Source organism: Streptomyces geranii (genome assembly GCF_002954775.1).
GTDB lineage: Bacteria > Actinomycetota > Actinomycetes > Streptomycetales > Streptomycetaceae > Streptomyces > Streptomyces geranii.
Genome location: NZ_KZ672952.1, coordinates 192,577 through 211,800, shown reverse-complemented (window position 1 = coordinate 211,800; position 19,224 = coordinate 192,577). Strand labels below are relative to the sequence as shown.

Annotated in this window: 16 protein-coding genes; 5 read left to right on the top strand and 11 right to left on the bottom strand. The window is 70.0% G+C overall.

Features of this window, described 5'->3' with window-relative positions; all coding sequences use genetic code 11:
• Positions 1-3 precede the first annotated feature (3 nt).
• From CW359_RS00880 to CW359_RS46195, 5 genes are read right to left on the bottom strand one after another with little or no spacing between them, the layout of a single operon-like run.
• A complete protein-coding gene (locus tag CW359_RS00880) occupies positions 4-1,440 on the bottom strand; it encodes a class I adenylate-forming enzyme family protein (protein ID WP_105967720.1) in 1,437 nt (478 codons plus the stop codon).
• Complete coding sequence (locus tag CW359_RS00875) at positions 1,437-1,976, bottom strand: beta-ketoacyl synthase N-terminal-like domain-containing protein (RefSeq protein ID WP_105967719.1); 540 nt, start codon at positions 1,974-1,976, stop codon at positions 1,437-1,439. The genes CW359_RS00880 and CW359_RS00875 overlap by 4 nt, the downstream gene beginning before the upstream one ends.
• The gene (locus CW359_RS00870; protein ID WP_105968182.1) at positions 1,973-3,115 is read right to left on the bottom strand and encodes a beta-ketoacyl synthase N-terminal-like domain-containing protein; all 1,143 of its coding nucleotides are present in this window, start codon (positions 3,113-3,115) and stop codon (positions 1,973-1,975) included. Before CW359_RS00870 ends, CW359_RS00875 begins: the two co-directional genes overlap by 4 nt.
• Positions 3,112-3,606, bottom strand: coding sequence for a 3-hydroxyacyl-ACP dehydratase FabZ family protein (locus CW359_RS00865; RefSeq protein WP_105967718.1), 495 nt, complete (start codon positions 3,604-3,606; stop codon positions 3,112-3,114). The genes CW359_RS00870 and CW359_RS00865 overlap by 4 nt, the downstream gene beginning before the upstream one ends.
• Positions 3,603-3,875 carry an acyl carrier protein gene (locus CW359_RS46195; protein WP_232838145.1) on the bottom strand — a complete coding sequence of 91 codons (273 nt, stop codon included), beginning with the start codon at positions 3,873-3,875 and terminating at the stop codon, positions 3,603-3,605. Before CW359_RS46195 ends, CW359_RS00865 begins: the two co-directional genes overlap by 4 nt.
• 782 nt (positions 3,876-4,657) lie before the next feature.
• On the opposite strand from CW359_RS46195, the gene CW359_RS46190 reads away from it, so the two are divergent.
• The 3 genes from CW359_RS46190 (at position 4,658) to CW359_RS45075 (ending at position 8,091) form a co-directional block, all read left to right on the top strand.
• Positions 4,658-5,512, top strand: coding sequence for a helix-turn-helix transcriptional regulator (locus CW359_RS46190; protein ID WP_232838144.1), 855 nt, complete (start codon positions 4,658-4,660; stop codon positions 5,510-5,512).
• 105 nt (positions 5,513-5,617) lie between these two features.
• Entirely contained in the window at positions 5,618-7,513 is a 1,896-nt protein-coding gene (locus CW359_RS00850; RefSeq protein WP_105967716.1) for a ThiF family adenylyltransferase, read from the top strand.
• Between the two features lie 260 nt (positions 7,514-7,773).
• Positions 7,774-8,091: a hypothetical protein gene (locus CW359_RS45075; protein WP_157968447.1), complete on the top strand. Its 318-nt coding sequence runs from the start codon at positions 7,774-7,776 to the stop codon at positions 8,089-8,091.
• A gap of 5 nt (positions 8,092-8,096) precedes the next feature.
• Here the strand turns inward: CW359_RS45075 and CW359_RS00835 are convergent, their stop codons facing one another.
• Both CW359_RS00835 and CW359_RS00830 read right to left on the bottom strand, forming a co-directional pair.
• Positions 8,097-9,071, bottom strand: a complete 975-nt coding sequence (locus tag CW359_RS00835) for an SMP-30/gluconolactonase/LRE family protein (protein ID WP_198655024.1) — start codon at positions 9,069-9,071, stop codon at positions 8,097-8,099.
• A gap of 167 nt (positions 9,072-9,238) precedes the next feature.
• Positions 9,239-10,138, bottom strand: coding sequence for a helix-turn-helix domain-containing protein (locus CW359_RS00830; protein ID WP_105968180.1), 900 nt, complete (start codon positions 10,136-10,138; stop codon positions 9,239-9,241).
• Positions 10,139-10,275: 137 nt separating this feature from the next.
• On the opposite strand from CW359_RS00830, the gene CW359_RS00825 reads away from it, so the two are divergent.
• Positions 10,276-10,800: an SRPBCC family protein gene (locus tag CW359_RS00825; RefSeq protein ID WP_105967713.1), complete on the top strand. Its 525-nt coding sequence runs from the start codon at positions 10,276-10,278 to the stop codon at positions 10,798-10,800.
• 525 nt (positions 10,801-11,325) lie between these two features.
• Here CW359_RS00825 and CW359_RS00815 read toward each other — a convergent pair.
• The gene (locus CW359_RS00815) at positions 11,326-13,725 is read right to left on the bottom strand and encodes a caspase, EACC1-associated type (protein ID WP_105967711.1); all 2,400 of its coding nucleotides are present in this window, start codon (positions 13,723-13,725) and stop codon (positions 11,326-11,328) included.
• Between the two features lie 2 nt (positions 13,726-13,727).
• Positions 13,728-14,096, bottom strand: coding sequence for an effector-associated constant component EACC1 (locus tag CW359_RS00810; protein ID WP_232838143.1), 369 nt, complete (start codon positions 14,094-14,096; stop codon positions 13,728-13,730).
• A gap of 1,067 nt (positions 14,097-15,163) precedes the next feature.
• On the opposite strand from CW359_RS00810, the gene CW359_RS00805 reads away from it, so the two are divergent.
• Positions 15,164-16,000, top strand: a complete 837-nt coding sequence (locus CW359_RS00805) for an endonuclease/exonuclease/phosphatase family protein (RefSeq protein WP_105967709.1) — start codon at positions 15,164-15,166, stop codon at positions 15,998-16,000.
• On the opposite strand, the gene CW359_RS00800 is transcribed toward CW359_RS00805, so the two are convergent.
• Positions 15,997-16,260, bottom strand: coding sequence for a hypothetical protein (locus CW359_RS00800; RefSeq protein WP_105967708.1), 264 nt, complete (start codon positions 16,258-16,260; stop codon positions 15,997-15,999). The two genes, CW359_RS00805 and CW359_RS00800, sit on opposite strands and share 4 nt — an antisense overlap.
• Before the next feature lie 170 nt (positions 16,261-16,430).
• The gene (locus CW359_RS00795) at positions 16,431-19,214 is read right to left on the bottom strand and encodes a helix-turn-helix transcriptional regulator (protein ID WP_105967707.1); all 2,784 of its coding nucleotides are present in this window, start codon (positions 19,212-19,214) and stop codon (positions 16,431-16,433) included.
• Between the last annotated feature and the right edge of the window lie 10 nt (positions 19,215-19,224).

Sequence of the window (19,224 nt, the reverse complement as noted above, 5' to 3'; positions counted from 1 at the left end):
TCGCTACTTGGCAACGGACTTGCGCCAGCTCAGTTGGGCGGCCGGGTGGACCAGCACACGGGCCGGCTGTTCGCTGCGGAGCAGGACCTTCGCGAGCCGCCGCCGGATCTCCCGGTCGTCGACGGAGTCGTCCGCGCAGTAGACGTCGAGGGTGAAGACGACCTCACCCGCGTCGTTCTCGTGCGTCCACGCCTGTGCTCCCTGTACGTCGGGCAGCGTCTCCGCTATCTCGCAGATCGACCGCAGCGAGACCTTCTCGCCCCGGCTGATGACATAGCTCGGCCGTCGGCCGCGGAAGAAGAGGTAACCGTCGTCGTCCATCTCGAAGAGGTCGCCGGTACTGATCGCGGTCCTCACGAGGCCTGTTGGGCCGGCCGTGGTGCCGCCTCGGCCGGGCTCCGCGTCCGGCTCCCGCCGCCCGACCCTGCGCAGCATCGCCGTGTCGGTCCCGACGATCAGCTCACCGACCCGGTCACCCGGGCCGTCCGTGCGCAGGCGGACCTCGACACCGGGAAGAGGGAGCCCCACCGAGGCATGACGCCGGGGCGGCTCCAGGTGGGCGGCCAGCGTGGAGACGCGGGGGCCCGCCTCGGTGAGCCCGTAGGTGAGATACAGCTCCAGACCGGGGTTGCGGGCCAGCAGGTCCGCCACGGAAGAGGCCCCGAAGGCGTCACCCCCGACGGTGAGCCGACGCAGGGGTGCGGGCAGCGGGCGGCCCGTCCGGCGCCAGGTCTCGACCAGCGCCGGCGTCAGCGAGGACACCGTGACCCCGTACTCCTCGACGGTCCGCCGGTAGCTCGCCGGGGTGAACGGCGGGCCCGCGATCACCGCCCTGCCGCTCGAGACGAGGGTGCCGAGCAGTTGGGCGACGAAGGCGTACGAGTAGTGCATGGGGAGGTTGATCAGGACGGTGTCGTCGGCGGTCTGGCCGATGGACCCCGCGTGCCGGGCCGCGTTGCGCAGCAGGGAGTCGACGTGGTGCAGACAGCCGCTGAACACCCCGGAGGTGCCGGAGGTGAGGAGGATGATCTCGCCGGGGCGGCGGGGTTGGCCGGTCACGCCGGGCAGCGTCGCGAACTGCGCCAACTCGCCGACGGGGTGCGGGACTTCGCCGCCCAGCAGCTCGGCGGAGATACGCGGCGCCACGAGGGCGTCCGCGCCAAGAGCCCTGGCCATCCGCTCGATCCTGGACGGCGGAGCCGACGGTGGCAGCAGCGCCGGAACCGCGCCATGGCTCAACAGGGCCAGCACCACGGCCGTGAACGCCCCGCCGTTCGGCATCGCCACCATGACGGTCCGCCCGGGCCGGACGCCGAGTGCGCTCAGTTCCTCCGCCACGGAGTGGAGCGCCGGGAGCCGTGCCCCGGGCCGGTCGGCCTCGACGAGGTGGTGGAGGAAGTGCTGGACGGCGCTCGCCTCAAGGGCGCCGACGGTCCTCACTTCGGTCCCGCCGTCGGGTCAGCGGTGAGGACCGTGCTGGTGACGCGGTGACCGGACGCGTCGGCCCGGTGGGCCGTCACGATCACGTGGGTCGCGCAGCCCTGGCGCAGCCAGGCGCGGGCCACGGCCAGCGCCGGTGGAAGACCCTTCTCCGGGGGCATCGACAGGGTCATGGTGGGTCCGCTGAATCCGAGGAACTGGGAGGGGAGGGTGCAGATCGAGCCCGGGTTCGCCCCGGAGAAGCGCAGCGGCGAGATACGGCCCGCCGGAATCGCCTCGGCCAGCTGCCGCATGGTGTGCAGGGTGCACTGATCGCTGATGGCGATGTGTCCCACGGCCTCCTTCGCCGACGCGTCCTCGGGTGTGAAGTCCGAGGCGCCGAGCGCCTGTTCCACGGCGTCGAGCACGAGCCAGGAGAGGGGGTCCGCGTACAGGGAAGCCCTCCGCCTCGGCGCGGCGGACAGGTCGGGGGCGACGGCGACACCTTCGCCGACGGCTTTCATGCCGTACGTGTGCGGGGCAACGGATGCGTTCATGGCGTCGTGCTCCCCGGCCCCTGGAGGACCAGGCAGGTGTTGAAGCCGCCGAAGCCCAGCGTCACGCTGATGCCGTATCCCTGGTCGACCTTCATGGGCTGCCGGGCCGCGACCGGCAGCCCCAGCTGGGGGATCGGCTCCCGGAGGCCGTGGACGGGGGGCGCCGTCGACGTGGCGAGGGCCTGGAGCACGGCGACGGCCTCGATGGCGCCGGTCGCGCCGAGGGTGTGCCCGAAGGCGCCCTTGGTCGCGAACACGACCGGTGGGGTGGGCGATTCGGCGAACAGGTGGGTGTAGGCGCGGGCTTCCACGGTGTCGTTCACCGGTGTTCCGGAGCCGTGCGCGTTGACGACGGAGACGTCCGCCGGGGTGATCCGGGCCGTACGCAGGGCGCGTTCGACGGCGAGGACGACGTTCGCGCCGGACGGGTCGGGGGCGACGGCGCTGGCCGCGTCGTTCGACGACGCCGCGCCGGCGAGGATGCCGTGCGGGCGGGCGCCCCGGGCCCGTGCCCGCTCCTCGGGTTCCAGGACCAGGAAGGCCGCGCCCTCCCCGAGAACCGTGCCGTCGTGCCGCGTGTCGAAGGCGCGCAGCGCGACGGGGGACATGGTGCCCAGGCGTGAGTGCCCCAGCCGCTTGCCGAGGGTGAGGACGTCCGCCCCACCGCACACGCACAACTCCGCGGCGCCTTCCCGGAGAAGGGCGAGACCGGTCAGGATCGCGTCGGATCCGGCGGAGCAGGCGGTGGTGACCGTCACGGGTTCGGCCGTCAGTCCGGCGCCGCGCACGGCCGCCGCCGACCACTGGGAGAGGGAAGCGGTTTCCGCCAGGTCGAGATGAGCGCCGTAACTGGTCCCGAGGACCGGCACAAGAGCCGGGTCGTCCGGCTCGATCCCCGCGTCCGCCAGGGCCTCGGAAAGCGTGGTGCGGGTCAGTTCGTGCTGGCGGTGCGACGCGGGCGCGTCCTGCGGAACACCTGGCACGACGGCCGCGCGGGTGCTGCGCAGCGGCATCGGGGAGACGACGTCGCCGATGCCCGAGGCGCCGTCGAGAAGTAATTCCCATACGGGGTCCAGCGCCGACCCCAGCGCTGTGGTCCAGGCCATTCCCGTGACCCAGATCCGGGAATCGGGGTTCACCACAGTTGCGTACCCAGGTCGGCTACCTTGGTGCGTACCAGGCTGCCTCTGCTCATGGCGACGGGTTTGCCCGAAACCTCCGCCCGGCAGGCGAAGTTGAGGACATTTCCGCGAAGTTTCTCGCAGGTCGTGTTGAAGATGATTTGGTCGCCGGGAACGACGACATGGGTGAACCGTGCTTTGACCGACCCGATCAGGGTGATTTCGTCTTCGGCCAGCGGCGAGGTGGACAGCTGGACCAGGATAATTGCCGACTGGGCGATCGCCTGCATCATATGGCTGGCCGGGAAGATGGCACGTTCGGGGAAATGGCCTGAGATGGCGTCCGTCTGACCTGAGACGGCCATGAGGCTCTTGACGTATTCACCGGGCTCGTAATCCAGTATTCGGTCGAGGTACACCATCGGGTGACGGTGCCGCAGCCAGCCCTTGAGTTCCGTGAACCCCATGGTCCTCGGCTGGCGCTCCTTGACGTCGCTCACCTCGGTCATCGGCTGCCGACCTCGTCCGGGACCGGCTCGCTGAGACGTGTCACCAGTCTGGCCAGGTCCCGCACCGTGGAGAAGTTCTCCGGTACGAAGTCCTCGTCCGAGATCGTTATGTCGAAGGCGTACTCACACTGGGTGCGGAGTTCGGTGAATCCCAGCGAGTCGAGACCGAGGATATCCCGAAGGCCGTCGTCGAGGCCGATCTCGGCTTGTGGAACGCTCACGAAAAGGTCGTCGACCAAGATTTTCCTGAGGGTTTTGTCAATGCTCACGGGCGGTCTCCAGGATTGCTGAACGGAGCGGGCCGGGGAACGGCTTGACCGACGCCCGCACGAGTGGTCGTAAAGCGGACCTCTCCGGCGGGAGCGATGCGACTCTACAAGCTTCAAGTAGTGGGCGGCGACTACGGAAATCCTTAGTCTCCGTTGGCAAAATAACCTAAATCGGTCCATTGGCCCCTGATGGGGCGAGCGACTTTCAGGTTCGTAACAAATTCGAATTTACCGCCGGTTAGGTTTATGGAATGCCGTCGTGCGCCAAGGGCCGACGCGCCGCAGAGGTATACCGAGCAGTACGTCTTCCTGTGCTCAGTGACACTCTTGACCAACTACCGCTCCAGCAAGGCAAACTGGACCAGCGTCACCCCCCAGCCACACACCAGCGTCGGCACGGTTGCCTCTGCCCTGTCCGAAAGCGATTGTCACCGGGGCCCCGCAGCCCTGGTGCCGGACGTCCGGACCGCCGGCGGCCCACGGACACGACACCGTGATCCGCACGACGGCCCCCAGCACGACCAGGAGACCTCGCATGACTGCGTCCCCACACCGACCGGACGGCTTTCCCCCGCCTCCGTCCGAAGCGCGTTCACGGGGATCGCGGAACGACGTTCGGGCGGGCCGATAGCCCCGGTGCACCACCGTTTCCCTCACACGGCTCCGTTTCCCCAGATGACGGAAGAGACGAGAACGCCGCTGTACCGGGAGGCCACCGGGTCCTGCCGAGCCGCAGCCCACCCCGGTTCCCTCCGGTCACGTTCCCCGAAAGAGGTACTGCCTTGTCCACTTCGCCCAAGGTCACGATGCTGGACCCCGACCCAGCGCCCGCCCCGGGGAAACCCGGAGACCTGTCGGCACCCGGCGTCCCTCCGGCCGTCGCCGCGATCCTGGGCATCGTCCACCTCGACAGCGAACTCCGGGTCAGGGAGGCCAACATCGCGTTCTGCGAGCAGCTCCGGCTCACTCCCGCCGAGGTGCGGGGAATGTCCCTGTCGCAGTTCTTCCCGCCGGCGGCGGGGGCGAGGCTGCAGGAGCACTTCTCCCGGCTCGTCGCGGGGCAGCACGGTGACTTCAGTGTCCCCATGACGCTCGTGGACGGGAACCGGAGGGAGCGGGACTGCCTGGTCACGGGCATCGCGCTGAACAGCGTCCTGCACGTCTACTGCACCGAGTGCGCCGCGATCGCGCTCATCGTCCCGGACACCGTCCACAACCCCCCGGTGGTGCTGGCCGCGGCCCCCGCGGCGCTCGCCGAGGTGCCCGGCCGGGTGCTGGAGGGGGTGGCCGCCGGACTGTCCACCCAGCAGTTGGCCTCACGGCTCGGTCTCAGCAGCCACGGTGTCGAGTACCACATCAGCGCGATGCTGAAGAAGCTCAAGGCACCCAACCGCTCCGCGCTCGTCGCCCGGGCCTACGCGCTGGACATCCTCGTCCCGCACTGCTGGCCGCCCAGGGTCAAGCCCCAGTACATGGCACGGTTCCAGGCCGGCACGTCCGCCTACGCGGCAGCGGCTCCGGCGGCGGACCGCACCCGGATCCCCGCTCCCCACCGGTCCGGCGACCTCACCGAGACCCGCCCTCCCGCACCGACGCCCGCCGACGGCGCCGGCAGCCCGGAACAGGAACGCCCATGAACCGGACACACCTCCGATCCACCTCCCACCACCGCCGTACGAGGCCCCGACCCACCGCCGTCGCGGCGGGAACCCGCGACGGACACCAGGCGAAGGGAGCCGGCCATGGACGCTGACACCCACCGGGCGGACGTCGACGTGGCGGCGGCCGGGGCCGAGGCCGTGAGCCGCAACGCCGACATCATCGGCCCACGGGAGCAGGCGGCCTTACGCGCCGCGACCGTGCTCGTCGCGGGGTGCGGTGGCGGTGGCGGAGTGGTCGAGCCACTGACCCGGCTCGGCGTGCTGCGCTTCCGCCTCGCCGACCCCGACCGCTTCGACGTCTCGAACCTCAACCGGCAGGCCTGCACCCAGGCCGACGTGGGCCGCTCCAAGCCCGAGGCGATAGCCGACCGCGTACGCGCCCTCAACCCGTCGGCCGACGTGACGGTCTACCCCCAGGGCCTGACCCTGGACAACCTCGACGAGGCGCTCGACGGCGCCCACATCGTCTTCGACGGAATCGACCCGACGATGTCGGCCTGGGTCAAGTACCAGCTGCACGAAAGGGCGGCCCGGCGCGGCATTCCCGTCCTGGCGGGCATGGACTTCGGCGGGAAGCCGACCCTGTACGTCTTCGACTACCGGCGCAATCCGGTGCCCTTCTACGGCAGGGCGAGCGCCGAGGCGCACCGTGAGAACCGCCTCTGGGAATCGATGCGGTGGACCGGCAGCACCCATGTCCCCAGCGACTTCCTGCCCGTCCAGGCCGACCGGTTCGCCAACGGGGGCACCTGGCCGCAGATCGGCTACTGCGTTCTCGGCCTCGCCACACTGACCACCAGAGCGGTCGTGGACCTGCTGATGAACCGCAGGACGCGGCACGTCGTCACCATGGACGTGCACGCCGCGGTCATGACCCGCCCGGCCGCCCTGCTGCACCGCGCGCGGATGCCGGTGGAACTCCTCAAGACCCGCCGGGCCCTGCGCGCCGCCACCCGCCGTGGCCCGCGCCCGAAGGAGACCGCGCCACAACCACCGCGCCCACTGCCCGAACGGCTCGCCACCCTGCTCGACGGCGCCCGGCTCGCCCCGTCCGCCTACAACGCACAGCCATGGCGGTTCGAACTCCTCGACGACCGTACGGTCCTGCCGGCACCCGACCCGGCGCGCTGGCCCGCCGCCGACCGGGACCCGCTGGGCTGGGCGGACAGCCTCGGCTGTGCGCTGGGCGCCATGACCTACCTGGCGCACGGCGAGTGGGAGCCCCGGCCGCCCGGCCAGACCGAGGCACTCGGCCCCGTCGGCCGGTTCCACTGCGACCGCCTCCGTGACGACGTCCTCCTCCGGCAGGGAGTACTCGGCCTGCGCGCCACCCATCGCGAGGACCTGCTGCGCACCCCTCTCGACCAGTCCACCGCGAAGCGGATCGAACTACTGTGCGCGGAGCGGAACCTCACCCTGGACACGGTCACCGGCCCCACCGCCCTCGCCCGGCTGGCCCGGACGGAGTTCGACGCGGCCATGTCCGCCGATCCGGCCCGGGACGCCGAACTCCGGGCCTGGCTGCGCGAACGCGCGCGGACGGCGAAGGGCCGGAGTTCCTTCGGAGACCAGAGCGACCTGCTCGACGGCTCCGGCCTGCCCGGGTCCCTGGCCCGGGCCCTTCACGGCGAGACGGTACAGGCCGCGTTGGCCCGCCCGCTGCGCTCGGCGGCGGCGAAAGGACAGGCGCGGAGGCTGCGCAACTCCGGAGCCGTGCTCGTCCTGCGCGGTCCACGCCGGACCGTCGCCGACCGTTTGGAAGCGGGAGCCGCGCTGATGCACATCTGGCTGACCCTGACCGAGGCCGGATACGCGGCCCAGCCCCTGCGGGGCGAGTTCGGCCGCCCGCCGGCCGGACTCGCCTCCGACGGCGACAACGGCATCCTGGCGATCCTGCGCACGGGACGGGCCACGGCCGCACCGCCTCACCGCATTATGCGCTGCCCGGTCGAGGGATCTGTGCGGTGGGCTGGGTAGAGCAAGGGCCTCAACATGCGCAGGCGGGAAGGCTGTACCGACAACGGACGGCACTTCGGCGAGATCCAGCAGCTCCGCCTGGGGCACATCACGGCCCGCCGCGCCGAACTCACCGACCCGCGACGGCACATCGCATCGTTCGCCACGATGATGAAGAACTTCGACGGCCACCACCTGCCCGCTGGGTCAAGGCCGCCGAAGGCAGCGACCTGCCGCCCCTGCGCGATTTCACCCGTAACCTCACCAAAGACCTCGACGCCGTGACCGTCGGCCCCACCCTGCCGTACCGCACCGGCACCGTCGAAGGACACGTAAACCGAGTCATGTTCCTCAAGCGACAAAGCAACGGACGGGCCGACTCCGACCTGCTCCGACGTCGCATCCTGCTCACCCCGCGAACCGTCACTCCGGGCGATCCCGAAATGTTGATCAGAACCGCTTACGAAGGCCACCGTCAGCAGGGGGTAAACCTGGCCTGGTGGCGCTCGCGCCACAACGGGTTTTCCGCGGCGATGAGTTCAGCGATCACATCGGCCGCCAGGCCAGTGATCCGCCGGTTGCTGATGACCAGTGCGTGAGCTCGTCAGCGGTGGCCCTGCAGACGGGCGAGCAGAAGGTTGGGGTCCTTCGCCGTGATGTAGGCGGCGCTGAGGACGTACACCTCCTTGCCGCGCAGTGCGACGGAGGTGGGGTTCTGCAGTCCGTCGTCGGTGTCCAGAACGGTGCTGCTGGTCCCGTCGGGCTGGATGAGTACGACCTTGTTGGGGGCGTCGAGGGTGGCGAGCACCTCGTCGCCGCGACCGGTGAAGGCGAAGTCGTCGACACCGGCCAGTCCGGTTGCTCTCACCTGCGGAATGCCCGCCCGGTTTCCGTGACGGATCGGGATGCGCAGGAGGGTGCCCTGGTCGAGGTTGCTCACCCAGAGCGCGCCGTCGTGCACCTTCGCGCCGTTGGCTCCGAGGAAGCCGGCTGCAGCGAGCTGGGGTGCGGTGGACCATGCGGTGGGCCGACCCCCGGAGAGGGGGACGGTCCACACGGTGCCGAGTGCCGAGTCGGTGATGTAGAGCTGCTTGCCGTGCGGGTCGAGCGCCAGACCGTTGGGCAGCCCGTTGGCGGGGAGCGCGGCGATACGCTTCGGGGCCTTTCCGGGGGCCAGCCGCCACAGGCCCGTCAGATCGGCGGTGCCGGTCGCGTACAGCGCGTACGTGCTGCCGTCCGGAGCCTGGACGATGCCGGTGGTGAGGGGGAATCCGAGGGCGGGGGTCTTGACACCGCCGTCGTCGGGCGCGGGCAGGGTCGCCAGGATGCGGGTGTTGCCCCCGGGGGTGATCTGGGCGATCTGGCGGCTGCCTGCGAAGGTCACGTTGACCTTGCCGTCGGGCAGCAGCGCGATGTTCTCGGGCATCTGGCCGGCGGCCAGGTCGAAGTGGTTGGTGATCCGAACGTGGTGCAGGGGGTTCGGGGCCGCCGGGGTGGCGGCGGCCGGGATGCCCGCCGATGCATGGGCCGCTGCGGCCACCGCCACAACTGTTGCCAGGAGGCTGTTTCGCTTGTGCATGGGTACCTTCTTCGTTTTCAGGCATGCGGGCATGCCGCAGCCAGGTGGTGGGCCGGAGGTGTACGAAGCCCCGCAGATGGGGTCGAGACGCGGGGTCGTCTACGAACGCTTCGGGTGTCCTCGACCGTGAAAAGAGTTTGGTGAGACGGCTTTTGAGGTTGCGGAGGTCAGGAAGCGCGGGACCCGACGCTCTCGCGAGGGTGGGCTGTCTCGCTCGGCCGTCCCGAGTGGCTGAGGAGACTGAGGGCTGTCGCGGAGGGGGATCCCGGAGCGGCCGTGGTGATCACCACGGCAGGCCCGTCTCCTTGCGGACTCTGCAGTGTCTGCTGGGTGACGGTCAGGATCCCGACCGTGGGATGGTGCATCTCGTAGTCGGCGACGTCGCAGGCCACAATCCGGTGATCGGCCCACATGGCCGCGAACTCCGGACTGCGTATGGCTAGTTCGCCGATGAGTCCGGCCAGCAGCGGGTCCTGCGGATACCGCCCGGCCGTCAGCCGCAGATTGCCGACCACGGCCCTGGCCTTGGCCGGCCAATCGGTATAGAGATCCCGGGTGCGCGCGTCCAGGAACACCAGCTTCGCCATGTTCGGCCGACGGCCCGGTTCAGCGGGGCTGTCCTGGTCGACATGGCCGGCGAACAGCGCGTGCCCCTGCGTGTTCCAGGCCAGGACGTCACTGCTGCGGCCCATGACGATGGCGGGTGTGCCTTCGAGAGCTGACAGCAACGCGCTGGTGGCCGGGGTGATCCGCTCGGGACGAGGACGAGGAACTGCTCTGCCCCGCTTCGGCGCACGGGCGAGTTCGTGCAGATGGGCCCGCTCGGACTCGTCCAGACGCAGGGCAGTAGCGATCGCGTCGAGCACCTCGCGCGAGGCGTTGCGCGACTGGCCCTGCTCAAGCCGGGCGTAATAGGGCGCGCTGATACCGGCGAGCATCGCCAGCTCCTCCCGCCGCAACCCCGGCACCCGGCGCCGCTCGCCGTAGGTCTGCAACCCGACATCCTCGGGGTGCAGAAGGCCCCGGCGTGCCTGGAGGAAGTCGGCGAGCTGCGCGTACTTGTTCACGACATCGAGTATGCGCAGCACCGCCGGACCGTGCCTCACCCTGCCGGGGTGCGGATCCGCAGGGTCTGGCTGCTCTCCGTACCGGCCTCCACGATGAGCCGTATCCCCCTATGTCGACTCCATCTTCGGGAGAGCCCATGAACACCCAGCCCCAGAGCGCCGCCCCAGGTCCGCGTACTTCGCCGGCCGGCCTCGACCTGACACCTTTCACCTTCACCAGGCGGTGCTGGGTCGACCTGCCGACGGCCTCGGTATACCCCCTCATCAGCGACGTGTCATTGATCGAGACGTGGAGCCTGAGCGCCTACGCCGTGAGCTACGAGCCGGGAGACGGCCCATGGGTCGGCGCACGCTTCAGCGGCCGCAACCGTCGTGACGGGCGCGAATGGATAACCCACTCCGAAGTGGTTCAGGCCGATCCGGATTACGCGTTCGCCTTCGTCGTCGGCGGAGCCGAGCACGGCATCGTTCGCTGGGCCTGGCACCTCTCCGAGCAGGGCACCGGCAGCATCGTCCAGCAGAGCTGGCGGCTGCTGCGCACCGACCCGGTTCTGGGCGATACACCCGAGGACCTCCATGCCCTGCGGGATCACATGGCCGACAGCGCGGAGACCACCCTGCTCTCCCTGGCGGAGTGGATCGCGGGCCACCGTCCTCGGTGACTCGCAGGACATGAACCTCGCCCCGCGTGGCCGACGAGCTTGTGCACCAGGGACGGCGGCCCTGTCGGCTCCGGTCGCCGCTGACGACGACTCTTGCGTGCTCGTCGGACGTGGAGGACATGGTGGTCCTCATCGGGGAGGGACGAGTCCTCCTTGGTGACCGCGTTCAAGTGGCTGCGGGGCCGGTCGCCGAGCGCTGCGCGCTGACGGCGTGCCCGCAGCCGGTGGGGTGAGTCGATCGCAAAGGTGGTCGAGCGTTTCGCCCCTGGTTGCGAGGGGGCCGCGCTGTTGGGATGGAGGAATGCGTTGCACCGCAATGTGCGGGGCGCGTGTTCCACCCTTTGTGTGAAGAGCAGGAGCAGTGCCATGGCCGTGTCCGAGGAGAGGATGGAGAGTGTCCTTGAGGCGTACATCAACGGGTATGCGAACAGCGACCCGGAGGCGCTGGCCAGCCGGCCTGTTCGCCGAGGACACGCTCTGGGAGGACCCGGTCGTAGCCAGTGGGCCGAGATCGGGCTTGCGGGGTCATGAGCTGGAGGAGATGTTCCACAGCCGTACCGTGTCCTTCGCGTCGGCCGTGGCGAGGATTCCGCCGTCTTCGCTGAACGCGAGGTCCGTCAAGGCGTCGGTCACGCCCGGCACCGGCAGGACGGCTGATTCCTTACCTGTGCTCACGTCCCACAGCACCACCATCGAGGGGGTGTGCCATGTGCCCGCGGCTAGCGTCTTGCTGTCCGGGCCGAACCGGAGGGGACCCACACCGTTGAGGATCCTGGCCACCTTTCCCGCGGTGACGTCCCAAAGCTGTACGCCGGTGGCGTCCGCGTAGGCGAAGAACCTGCTGTCGGGGCTGAACACGCCCCCGGGCTTGAGGGCGCTGCGAGTGGTGATCAGCCGGCCGGTGGCCGTGTTCCACAGGCGGACCGGCTGCTTGTCACCGGCCCACGTGGCGATCACCTTGCCGTCGGGGCTCAGGGCCATGTCGTAGACGTCGAGGTCGTCGCCACCGCCGAGGGTCTTGGTGGCCTTCTTCGTGGTCACGTTCCACAGCCGCACCGTGTTGTCCGTGCTCGCGGTGACCAGGGTTCCGTCGGGCGCGAAGGCCATGCTCTCGACACCGTTGGTGTGGCCCGTGAGGGTGGCGCGGAGTCTGCCGTCGGAGACGTTCCAGACCTGTACCGGCACGTCACGGCCGGACTCCCTGGCGACGATCGTGCTCGCCGTGGCGAGGGTCTTGCCGTCGGGGCTGAACGCCGTGACGACGTTGCCCCCGCTGGCGTGGACGCCGGCGGTCTTGCCCGTGGCCAGGTTCCGCAGGCGAACCTCGACATCGTTCGGCGTCCATTTACCGCCCTGGGTTGCGACGGTTTTCCCGTCCGGGCTGAACCCCCTGAGTTCTTGCTTGCTGAGCGTGGCGGCGGGCTTCGTCATGGCCCCGCTCCACAGCCGTACGGTATGACCGTCGTCCGTGGCCAGCGTCTTGCCATCGGAGCTGAACTCGATCTGCGTACCGGCTGCACTGAGCGTCTTGGCGGGCGTGATCGAGCCGCCCTCAGCCGCCTGATCGGAGTCGTTCGAGTCGGAGCTTCCTCCGGTGTTGGCGAGGACCACGGAGACGACAGTGACCGCCACCGCCAGGGCGATTGCACCCGCGATGACGAGCCTGGCCCGGCGGCTGCGGGGGAGGACGAGTGACCTCGCGGGCGTTGAGGAGGGCGTGGGTGCGGTCGATCGGTTCGGGACCTGCGTCGGGGCCGGGGTGGGTGGCGGCGTGGACGACGGGAGGGCGGCACCTGCCCGTGACCGTGGCTGCCGCGCGGGATGGGGATGTGGCTCGGGCGGGGGCTCGGGTGCCGGGGGAGGTTCCGCCCGCGTCGGAGTCGGAGTCGGCTCCGGTGGCGCGGGCGGAGCCGGCCTCGGCACCGGCGCTTGCTCCGCTGCCGCAGGCCCCGGCCCCTGTTCCCTCGCGTCCGCATCCGCCCGTACGACAAGCCCCCGCAGCCGCTCACCCGCCGCCCCCGACACCAGCCTGCTGTCGTCCTCGGTGAGCCGGCGCAGCTCCTCCACAACGGTCGCGCGCACCCGTTCGTTGCCGATGCGGTGCAGGTGGGCGAGTCCGTCGAGGGCGCCGAGCCGGTCGTTGGCCAGCGGACTGGCGACGGCGTTGCGCAGGTAGCCGGGGAGCGTCCAGTTGATGTTGCTGGCGATGACCGTGCGGCCCTCGACGTTGTCCTGCCTCTTGGGCCGCTGCTGCGGCATCTCCTCGACGACCCGGTCGTGGACGTAGCTGTAGAGCTCGTCGAGGGTGATGTCCCCGTCGCCGTCGAGATCCGCGCTGCCGTCGCGCAGGCCCTCGACGAGGTAGCGGGTGAACACCGACTGCGCCGCGTGGCCGTGCGCCTGGTCGCCCTCGAACGAGTATTGCGTCGCGTCCGAGGCGGTCAGCACGGTACGGCCGCGGCCCTGGAAGCGCTCCAGAGCCTGGACCGAGGTGTCTCCCTTGGTGCCCCGGGCCCCGAACGCGCCGCTGTAGCAGCAGTCGAGGATCAGTACCTTCTGCCGGGAGACGCAGCCCTCGATCGCCCGGTCGATCTGTTCGGCGGACAGCGCGGTGAACAGCAGGCTGTCGCGCCGGGAGTTGGACATCGCCAGATAGAGCCGGCCCTCCTCGTCCTTGAGGCCGTGGCCCGTGAAGTAGAGCAGGGCGAGATCGTCGCCGCGGCGGTCGCGGTAGAAGTCACCGATGGCCTCGCCGACGACGTGATGCGGTTGGTTGAGGAGGGTCTTCACTTCGAACCCGGCGACGGCGGGGTCCCGGAGCACCTCGGCGAGCGCCTCCGCATCGTGGGCCGGAGAGGTCAACTGCCGAAGCCCGGGGTCCTGGTACTCGTACGTGGCGATCAGCAGCGCGATACGGCGTCCCATCGTCAACCGTCCGTGTGCCGGCGGACGTACGCGTCGATCAGGGCCTCGCGCTCGGCGTCCGACGCCCGGTCCAGTTCGATCGTGTCACCGTCGATGGTCACCGATACCCGATGCCCTGCGGAGTTCCTGCCCAGCCAGTCGCGCACCGTGTCGATGAGCGCCGTGAACACCCCGCCGGACGCGCTCAGCGCCACGACGACGGCCCCGAGGGTGACCGCGTCGGTGCCCTTCGCGCCGGGCGGAGCCGGGACGGCGGCCTCGAAGCGCGCCGACTCGACGTCCAGAGCGGCGATTTCGGTCCGCAGCCGTCGGACCACCCGCTCGCCCGCCTCCGGATCCAGCTCCGGATCGGGCGCGACGACCACCCTCACGTCCCGTGCACCGGCCGCTCGCCGATCCCCGCCGCCGCCTCTTGCCGGTATGCCCTCGGCCATGTGTCCCCCAGATGGCGAGTCGTCCAAGAATCTGCTGCTGCACAGTGTGACGCCATTCGGCCACAGGCGGTGGTGAATCGGGCCTAACGGTTTCGGGACCACCGGTTCATGAAGGGATCGGTGGCTCTGTCAGTGAAGTCGTGGCTCTGGTTTCACTTCCTGGGCTCTGTCGCTGATTTGGGGGTGCGTGAGGATCAGGAGCAGATGGGCATCACCCAGGCGTGGGGGGATGTGGTTCGCCTCGTCGACCTTCTTCTTCCGGGGGGCACTGAGGTCCGGCCTACTGTGCGGTCCATGGTGGGGTCGGTGGCTTGTCCGGGATGTGGATGGAGATCCTCGTGTGTGCACTGCTACTACCGGCGGTGTCTGGCGGACCGTCCCGTCGCTGGTCGTCAGGTGATCCTCGATCTGCGGGCACGTCGTCGTGTGTGCGGTAACGGCACCCGCGAGTGTCGGACGTTCGCCGAGCAGATCCCGGACCTGACGCGTCGACATATGCAGGCCGACTGCTCGTTCCAGCCTCAGCAGCGCGTCTGTTGCTGCCCTGATCAGGCCGTTCTCGTCGGCGGTTGCCCCGCCGTGTGTCACCTCTTCCGCCTGGTTCAGCCAGCGGCGGATCTCCGTGCGGGGGTATGCCGTGGGTCCCTTCGCCGGTCGGCCGTACGGTCGACCGGGTCTGCTGCTGCGCACTGGACGAATGCACGCCGATGGGCCGCCGCGTGGTGCGCGGCCGGCGGATTTCTTCGACCGCAGGAGTGGTCAGTCCCGCGTCGGTGAACTCCACCTCGTGCAGGTCGAACCACTCAGAAGTGCCGCCATGGCGTTCGGTTCCGACCTGGATCCGGCGGCGGGTACCGTCCCGGCGGGGACGGGCCGAGCTTCCACTTCGTGTTCTTTGGTGTGGACGGGTGGAGGGCCGCGAGGGCGGGTTGCTCACGACCTTGTCGTCTAATCTCGTGCAGGGACAGGTCAGATGCTGTGTGGAGCGAGGTGAGGAGGCGACGATGCTCGGTAGGGGCACGCAGTTTCTCGCGGGCGCTTTGACGCTGGCCTGCCTCGTGGTTGTGGGCCCCAGTGCGCCTGGTGACGCCCTGTTCGGGAGGGCACTGTCTGTCGACGCCGTGAGGGATGTCGTTCCGAACCGGGTCATGACGTGGAACATCTGCAACCCCTGCGAGACGAGCAACGTCGACCGGGCAGCGCAGATCGCGGAGTACGCGCCCCAGGTCATCGGCCTGCAGGAAGCGTGCGTGCGTGACGTCGAGGCGATCCGGGACTACCTGGAGAACCTTCACGGGCTGGTCTACCACGTCGAGTACGGGACGGTTCTTGAGAGTTGGGGCCGCTGCGGGGGAGTGCCGTGGAGTCCGGGAGCCTTCGGCCAGGCGATCCTGTCCGCGGCACCGATGACGGACCGCGTCACCGTGGAATACCCCGACGGCGGCTCCGAGGACCGCGGGTACGTGGCGGTGACCACCGTGGTCGGGGGCCGCCCTGTCCGGGTCTTCAACACGCACCTCGCCCAAAGACGTCAGGAAGCGGTGCGGGCGAAGCAGGTCCAGGTGCTCGCCGCGGCTGTCGCCCGGCAGGAGCGCGCGATCGTTCTCGGCGATTTCAACGCGGTGCCGGACGCTCCCGAACTCGCCCCGATGTGGGCACAGGCCCCGGACACAGACACCCGATGCCAAACCTCGTCCATCGGCACGTGTGAGCCGACCACCGACTGGAACAGCAAGTTCGACTACGTCTTCCTGCGAGGCATCGCTCCGCTCCTGCGCCGGGTACAGCCCACCGACTACTCGGACCACCATCTGCTGTACACGGACCTCGACCCGGCCTAGAAGCGGAAAACCGGTCCAACAACGCCTCCGCTGACGGCTCCTCGCCTCAGAGCCATACGCCGCCAGCTCTTGCCGTCGAGGCCGTAGTTGTCGACCGGGTCGCCGTCGCCGTACTCGTAGGCGTTTGCCGATCCGCCGGAGACGAGGTCGGTGGAAGTCGCGATCAGGACGTCCGCCTCGCGGGCGCGGAAGACATTCTCGGCCCGGCGCATGTACGGCCAGTCGCGGCCCGTGCGGTCGCGCGCCCATCGTGGGTGCACACGCGCTCGACGAACTCGGCGTCGCCCGCGTCGACGCCGGCGGTCAGTACACCGCACCCGGCGGCCCGCGCAGCCCGGTCCGCGTCGTCCGTCACAGCCCGCCGTGAACTTCCGACGACTCTCTGACGCTGCGAGACAGACGTCGGCCGACTGCTGCCCTGCCCGCGAGGTCAACCCGTCAGGACGGGGAGTACGGAGGACAGTTCGGCCCGGGTGACACTGAACTTGCGGTAGACGTTGGTCAGATGCTGCTCCACGGTGCTCACGGTGACGTACAGCCGTTTGGCTATCTCCCGGTTGGTGCAACCGCGGGTGGCCAGCTCGACGACCCGCCGCTCCGCCTGGCTGAGCGCCGACTCGGCTCCGGCGACCGTCGGCTCCTCCTCCGCCACGGGCGTGTCCTTGCCGAGGGAGGTTTCCAGGGTGAGGGCCAGGGGGCGCGCTTGGCACTGCTGGACGAGATCCCACGTGCGGCGGCCGACCAGGCGGGCGAGGCGTAGTTCCCCCAGGCGGAAATGGACCCGGGTGAGGTCCGTCAGCGCCCGTGCCAGCTCGTAGCGGTCACCGGTGTGCTGAAGCAGGTCCACGGCCTGCCTGAGCAGAGGGGCACGCTGCCGGAGGGGGGCTGTTGCCGCGAGTATCCGCTGTGCCGCTCCCCGCGCGCGTGCTGCGGTGGTCCCGCAGAGGGCGAGCTGCTCCTCAAGGAGCCGCCGTGCCTCGTCCGGACTGCCGTGCTGTACGAGGGCCTCCGCCGACTCGTTGCGCCAGGCGATGAACCCGGGTGCGTCCAGGCCCCACCGGACCATGAGATCGCCGCAGGTACGGAAGTCGCTGAGCGCGGCGTCCAGGTTCCCTGTGTCGAGCTGGTAGCGGCCTCTGGCATGGAGGTAGTGCAGGCCGTACCGGCTCTGCAGCATGGTGTCCGGCGCGGGCCGGGCGAGCTGATCGGCCGCCTCCTCGTACCTGCCCATGGCTGTCAGCGCCAGCAGAAGGCTGGCCAGCGCTGATCCCACGGGCACCCCCCAGCTGCTCACGGGGATGATCCGCAGCGCCTGCCGCGCCTGCCGCTCCGCTCCGGCGAGGTCCCCCTGACGAAGGCTGATCTCGGCCCGAATGCTCAGCAGTCTGGCCTGGCGGCCCGGGGACTGGCGCGCGACCGCTTCCTCTATGAGTCCGTCGCACCAGGGGGCCGCACGGCCGGGGCGCTCTCCGTAGGTCAGTGCCAGCAGCGCGGACTCCACGGTGTCCATGCCCGCCTCGTCCAGCCGCGTTCTGCGCAGTACGCGCTCGGCCCGGGCCAGCACCTGTTCCGACGGCGCCGTGCTGAGCACCGAGTCCAGGGTGACGGCGGCCTCCAGCCGGTGGTCGGCCGCGAACGACGGAAGATCCCGACCGTGCTGTTCCGGGGCGGTCTCCGGCATGTACTCCAGGAACGGCGCGTACGAGCAGTGCAACCACGGGCGGGTGGTCCGCAGCTCGCTCGCGGTTTCGGGATCCCGCGTCTCACCGGTCTGGCCGAGTCTGACGAGGACGTCCCGCGCGTCCTCGAACCGTCCGTGCCACAGCAGTGCCCTGGCCAGTACGAGAGCGTCGTCGCCCCGCAGATGACCCAGGCGCTGCGAGTCGACGAGGTCGGCTAGGTGCGGAGCGGGCGTGCCGGGATTCACCCGCCATTCCGCCCTGACCAGTGCGGTTCTGAGCCTGGCGAGCCGCCGTTCGTCGGAGCAGGTACCGCAGGCCAGCTTGAGGTATTCCACGGCGCGCTCGACCAGGCCCTCGGACAGGGCCACTTCCGCGGCCTGCTCCAGCACCGGAAGGACCCAGGGCGCCGCGGTGAGAGGTGCGGCGACCAGGTGCTCGGCCACGACTGCGGCGGGCGCACCGTCCCCATAGGTCAGCGCCGCGGCCTCCTGGTGCAGTTCCGCCCGCCGACGGGAATCCATTTCCCTGAGCACGGCGGACCTGGCCACGGGATGACGGAAGTTCCCGGTGGTGAGCAGCCCTGCCGTGGTCAGCTCGTCCAAGGTCTGCGCGACGCTCTCGGCATCGACACCCAGCAGCCGGTCGATCGCATCGGGCGAACCGAGTACGGCGAGGCCGTGAGCCACTGCCAGTGTCCGAGGGCCGCTCCGGCGCAGGCAGGAGACCACGGCATGTCCGTATCCGTCGGCCACCACGAGGTCGGCCGCATTTGCCCTGGGCGCTGTGCCCGAGGCGGCGACGGTGTACGTGGCGGTCCGGTGGTCGGCGAGCAGGGCATCGAGGAGCAACGGGTTGCCTCCGCTGGCGGCATGGCAGTCGGCGGCGATCCGGTCGGCGGCTTCGCCGCCCAGCCGGGACGCCGCGACGGCTGCGACACCTTCGCCCGTGAGCAGGGGCACCTGGATGTTGTGGTTGCCGGGCCGGCGCAGCAACTCCAGCCGGAATCCGGTGTGCCGGTACGGCGCCTGTTCCGAGTGGCCGACGCACACCACGATCCGGGCGGTGCGTATGCGTCGTACGAGGTAGGACAGACATGCCAGGGACGCCTGGTCGGCGTGGTGCGCGTCGTCGACGACGATGGCGAGTGGCTGCCTCACGGACAGAGCGAGCAGTGCCGCGCACAGGGATTGAGCGGCGCGGGGGTCCACCGGGGACTCGTGGGCCACGGGGTGGCTGTCCGCTTCGGCCGAGAACAGCCCGTCGGTCTTCAGCCGCTCCTCGGCTGTCAGGGGTGCGTCCTGCAGCAGCTGTTCCATGACGCCCAGGTGTATGTCCGACTCCGACTCCGACCCCGCCGCGACCAGCGTCAGGGCGCCGGCCTTCAGCGCTTCGTCGGCGAAGGCATCCAGGAGCGCGCTCTTGCCGACGGCCACCGCGCCGCCGACCAGGGCGGTCCGGCCCCGGCCCCGCATCGCGTCGGCCAGCAGCCCGGACAGGAGATCCAGCAACTCATCGCGTTCGACCAGCGACATGTTCGTTCGT

What these genes read in the sequence shown, in the direction of transcription:
- CW359_RS00875 (WP_105967719.1), bottom strand. Translation starts at nt 1,976, where the DNA reads ATGAACGCATCCGTTGCCCCGCACACGTACGGCATGAAAGCCGTCGGC.
- CW359_RS00815 (WP_105967711.1), bottom strand. Translation starts at nt 13,725, where the DNA reads ATGGGACGCCGTATCGCGCTGCTGATCGCCACGTACGAGTACCAGGAC.
- CW359_RS00825 (WP_105967713.1), top strand. Translation starts at nt 10,276, where the DNA reads ATGAACACCCAGCCCCAGAGCGCCGCCCCAGGTCCGCGTACTTCGCCG.
- CW359_RS00795 (WP_105967707.1), bottom strand. Translation starts at nt 19,214, where the DNA reads ATGTCGCTGGTCGAACGCGATGAGTTGCTGGATCTCCTGTCCGGGCTG.
- CW359_RS00865 (WP_105967718.1), bottom strand. Translation starts at nt 3,606, where the DNA reads ATGACCGAGGTGAGCGACGTCAAGGAGCGCCAGCCGAGGACCATGGGG.
- CW359_RS00850 (WP_105967716.1), top strand. Translation starts at nt 5,618, where the DNA reads ATGGACGCTGACACCCACCGGGCGGACGTCGACGTGGCGGCGGCCGGG.
- CW359_RS00805 (WP_105967709.1), top strand. Translation starts at nt 15,164, where the DNA reads ATGCTCGGTAGGGGCACGCAGTTTCTCGCGGGCGCTTTGACGCTGGCC.
- CW359_RS00835 (WP_198655024.1), bottom strand. Translation starts at nt 9,071, where the DNA reads ATGCACAAGCGAAACAGCCTCCTGGCAACAGTTGTGGCGGTGGCCGCA.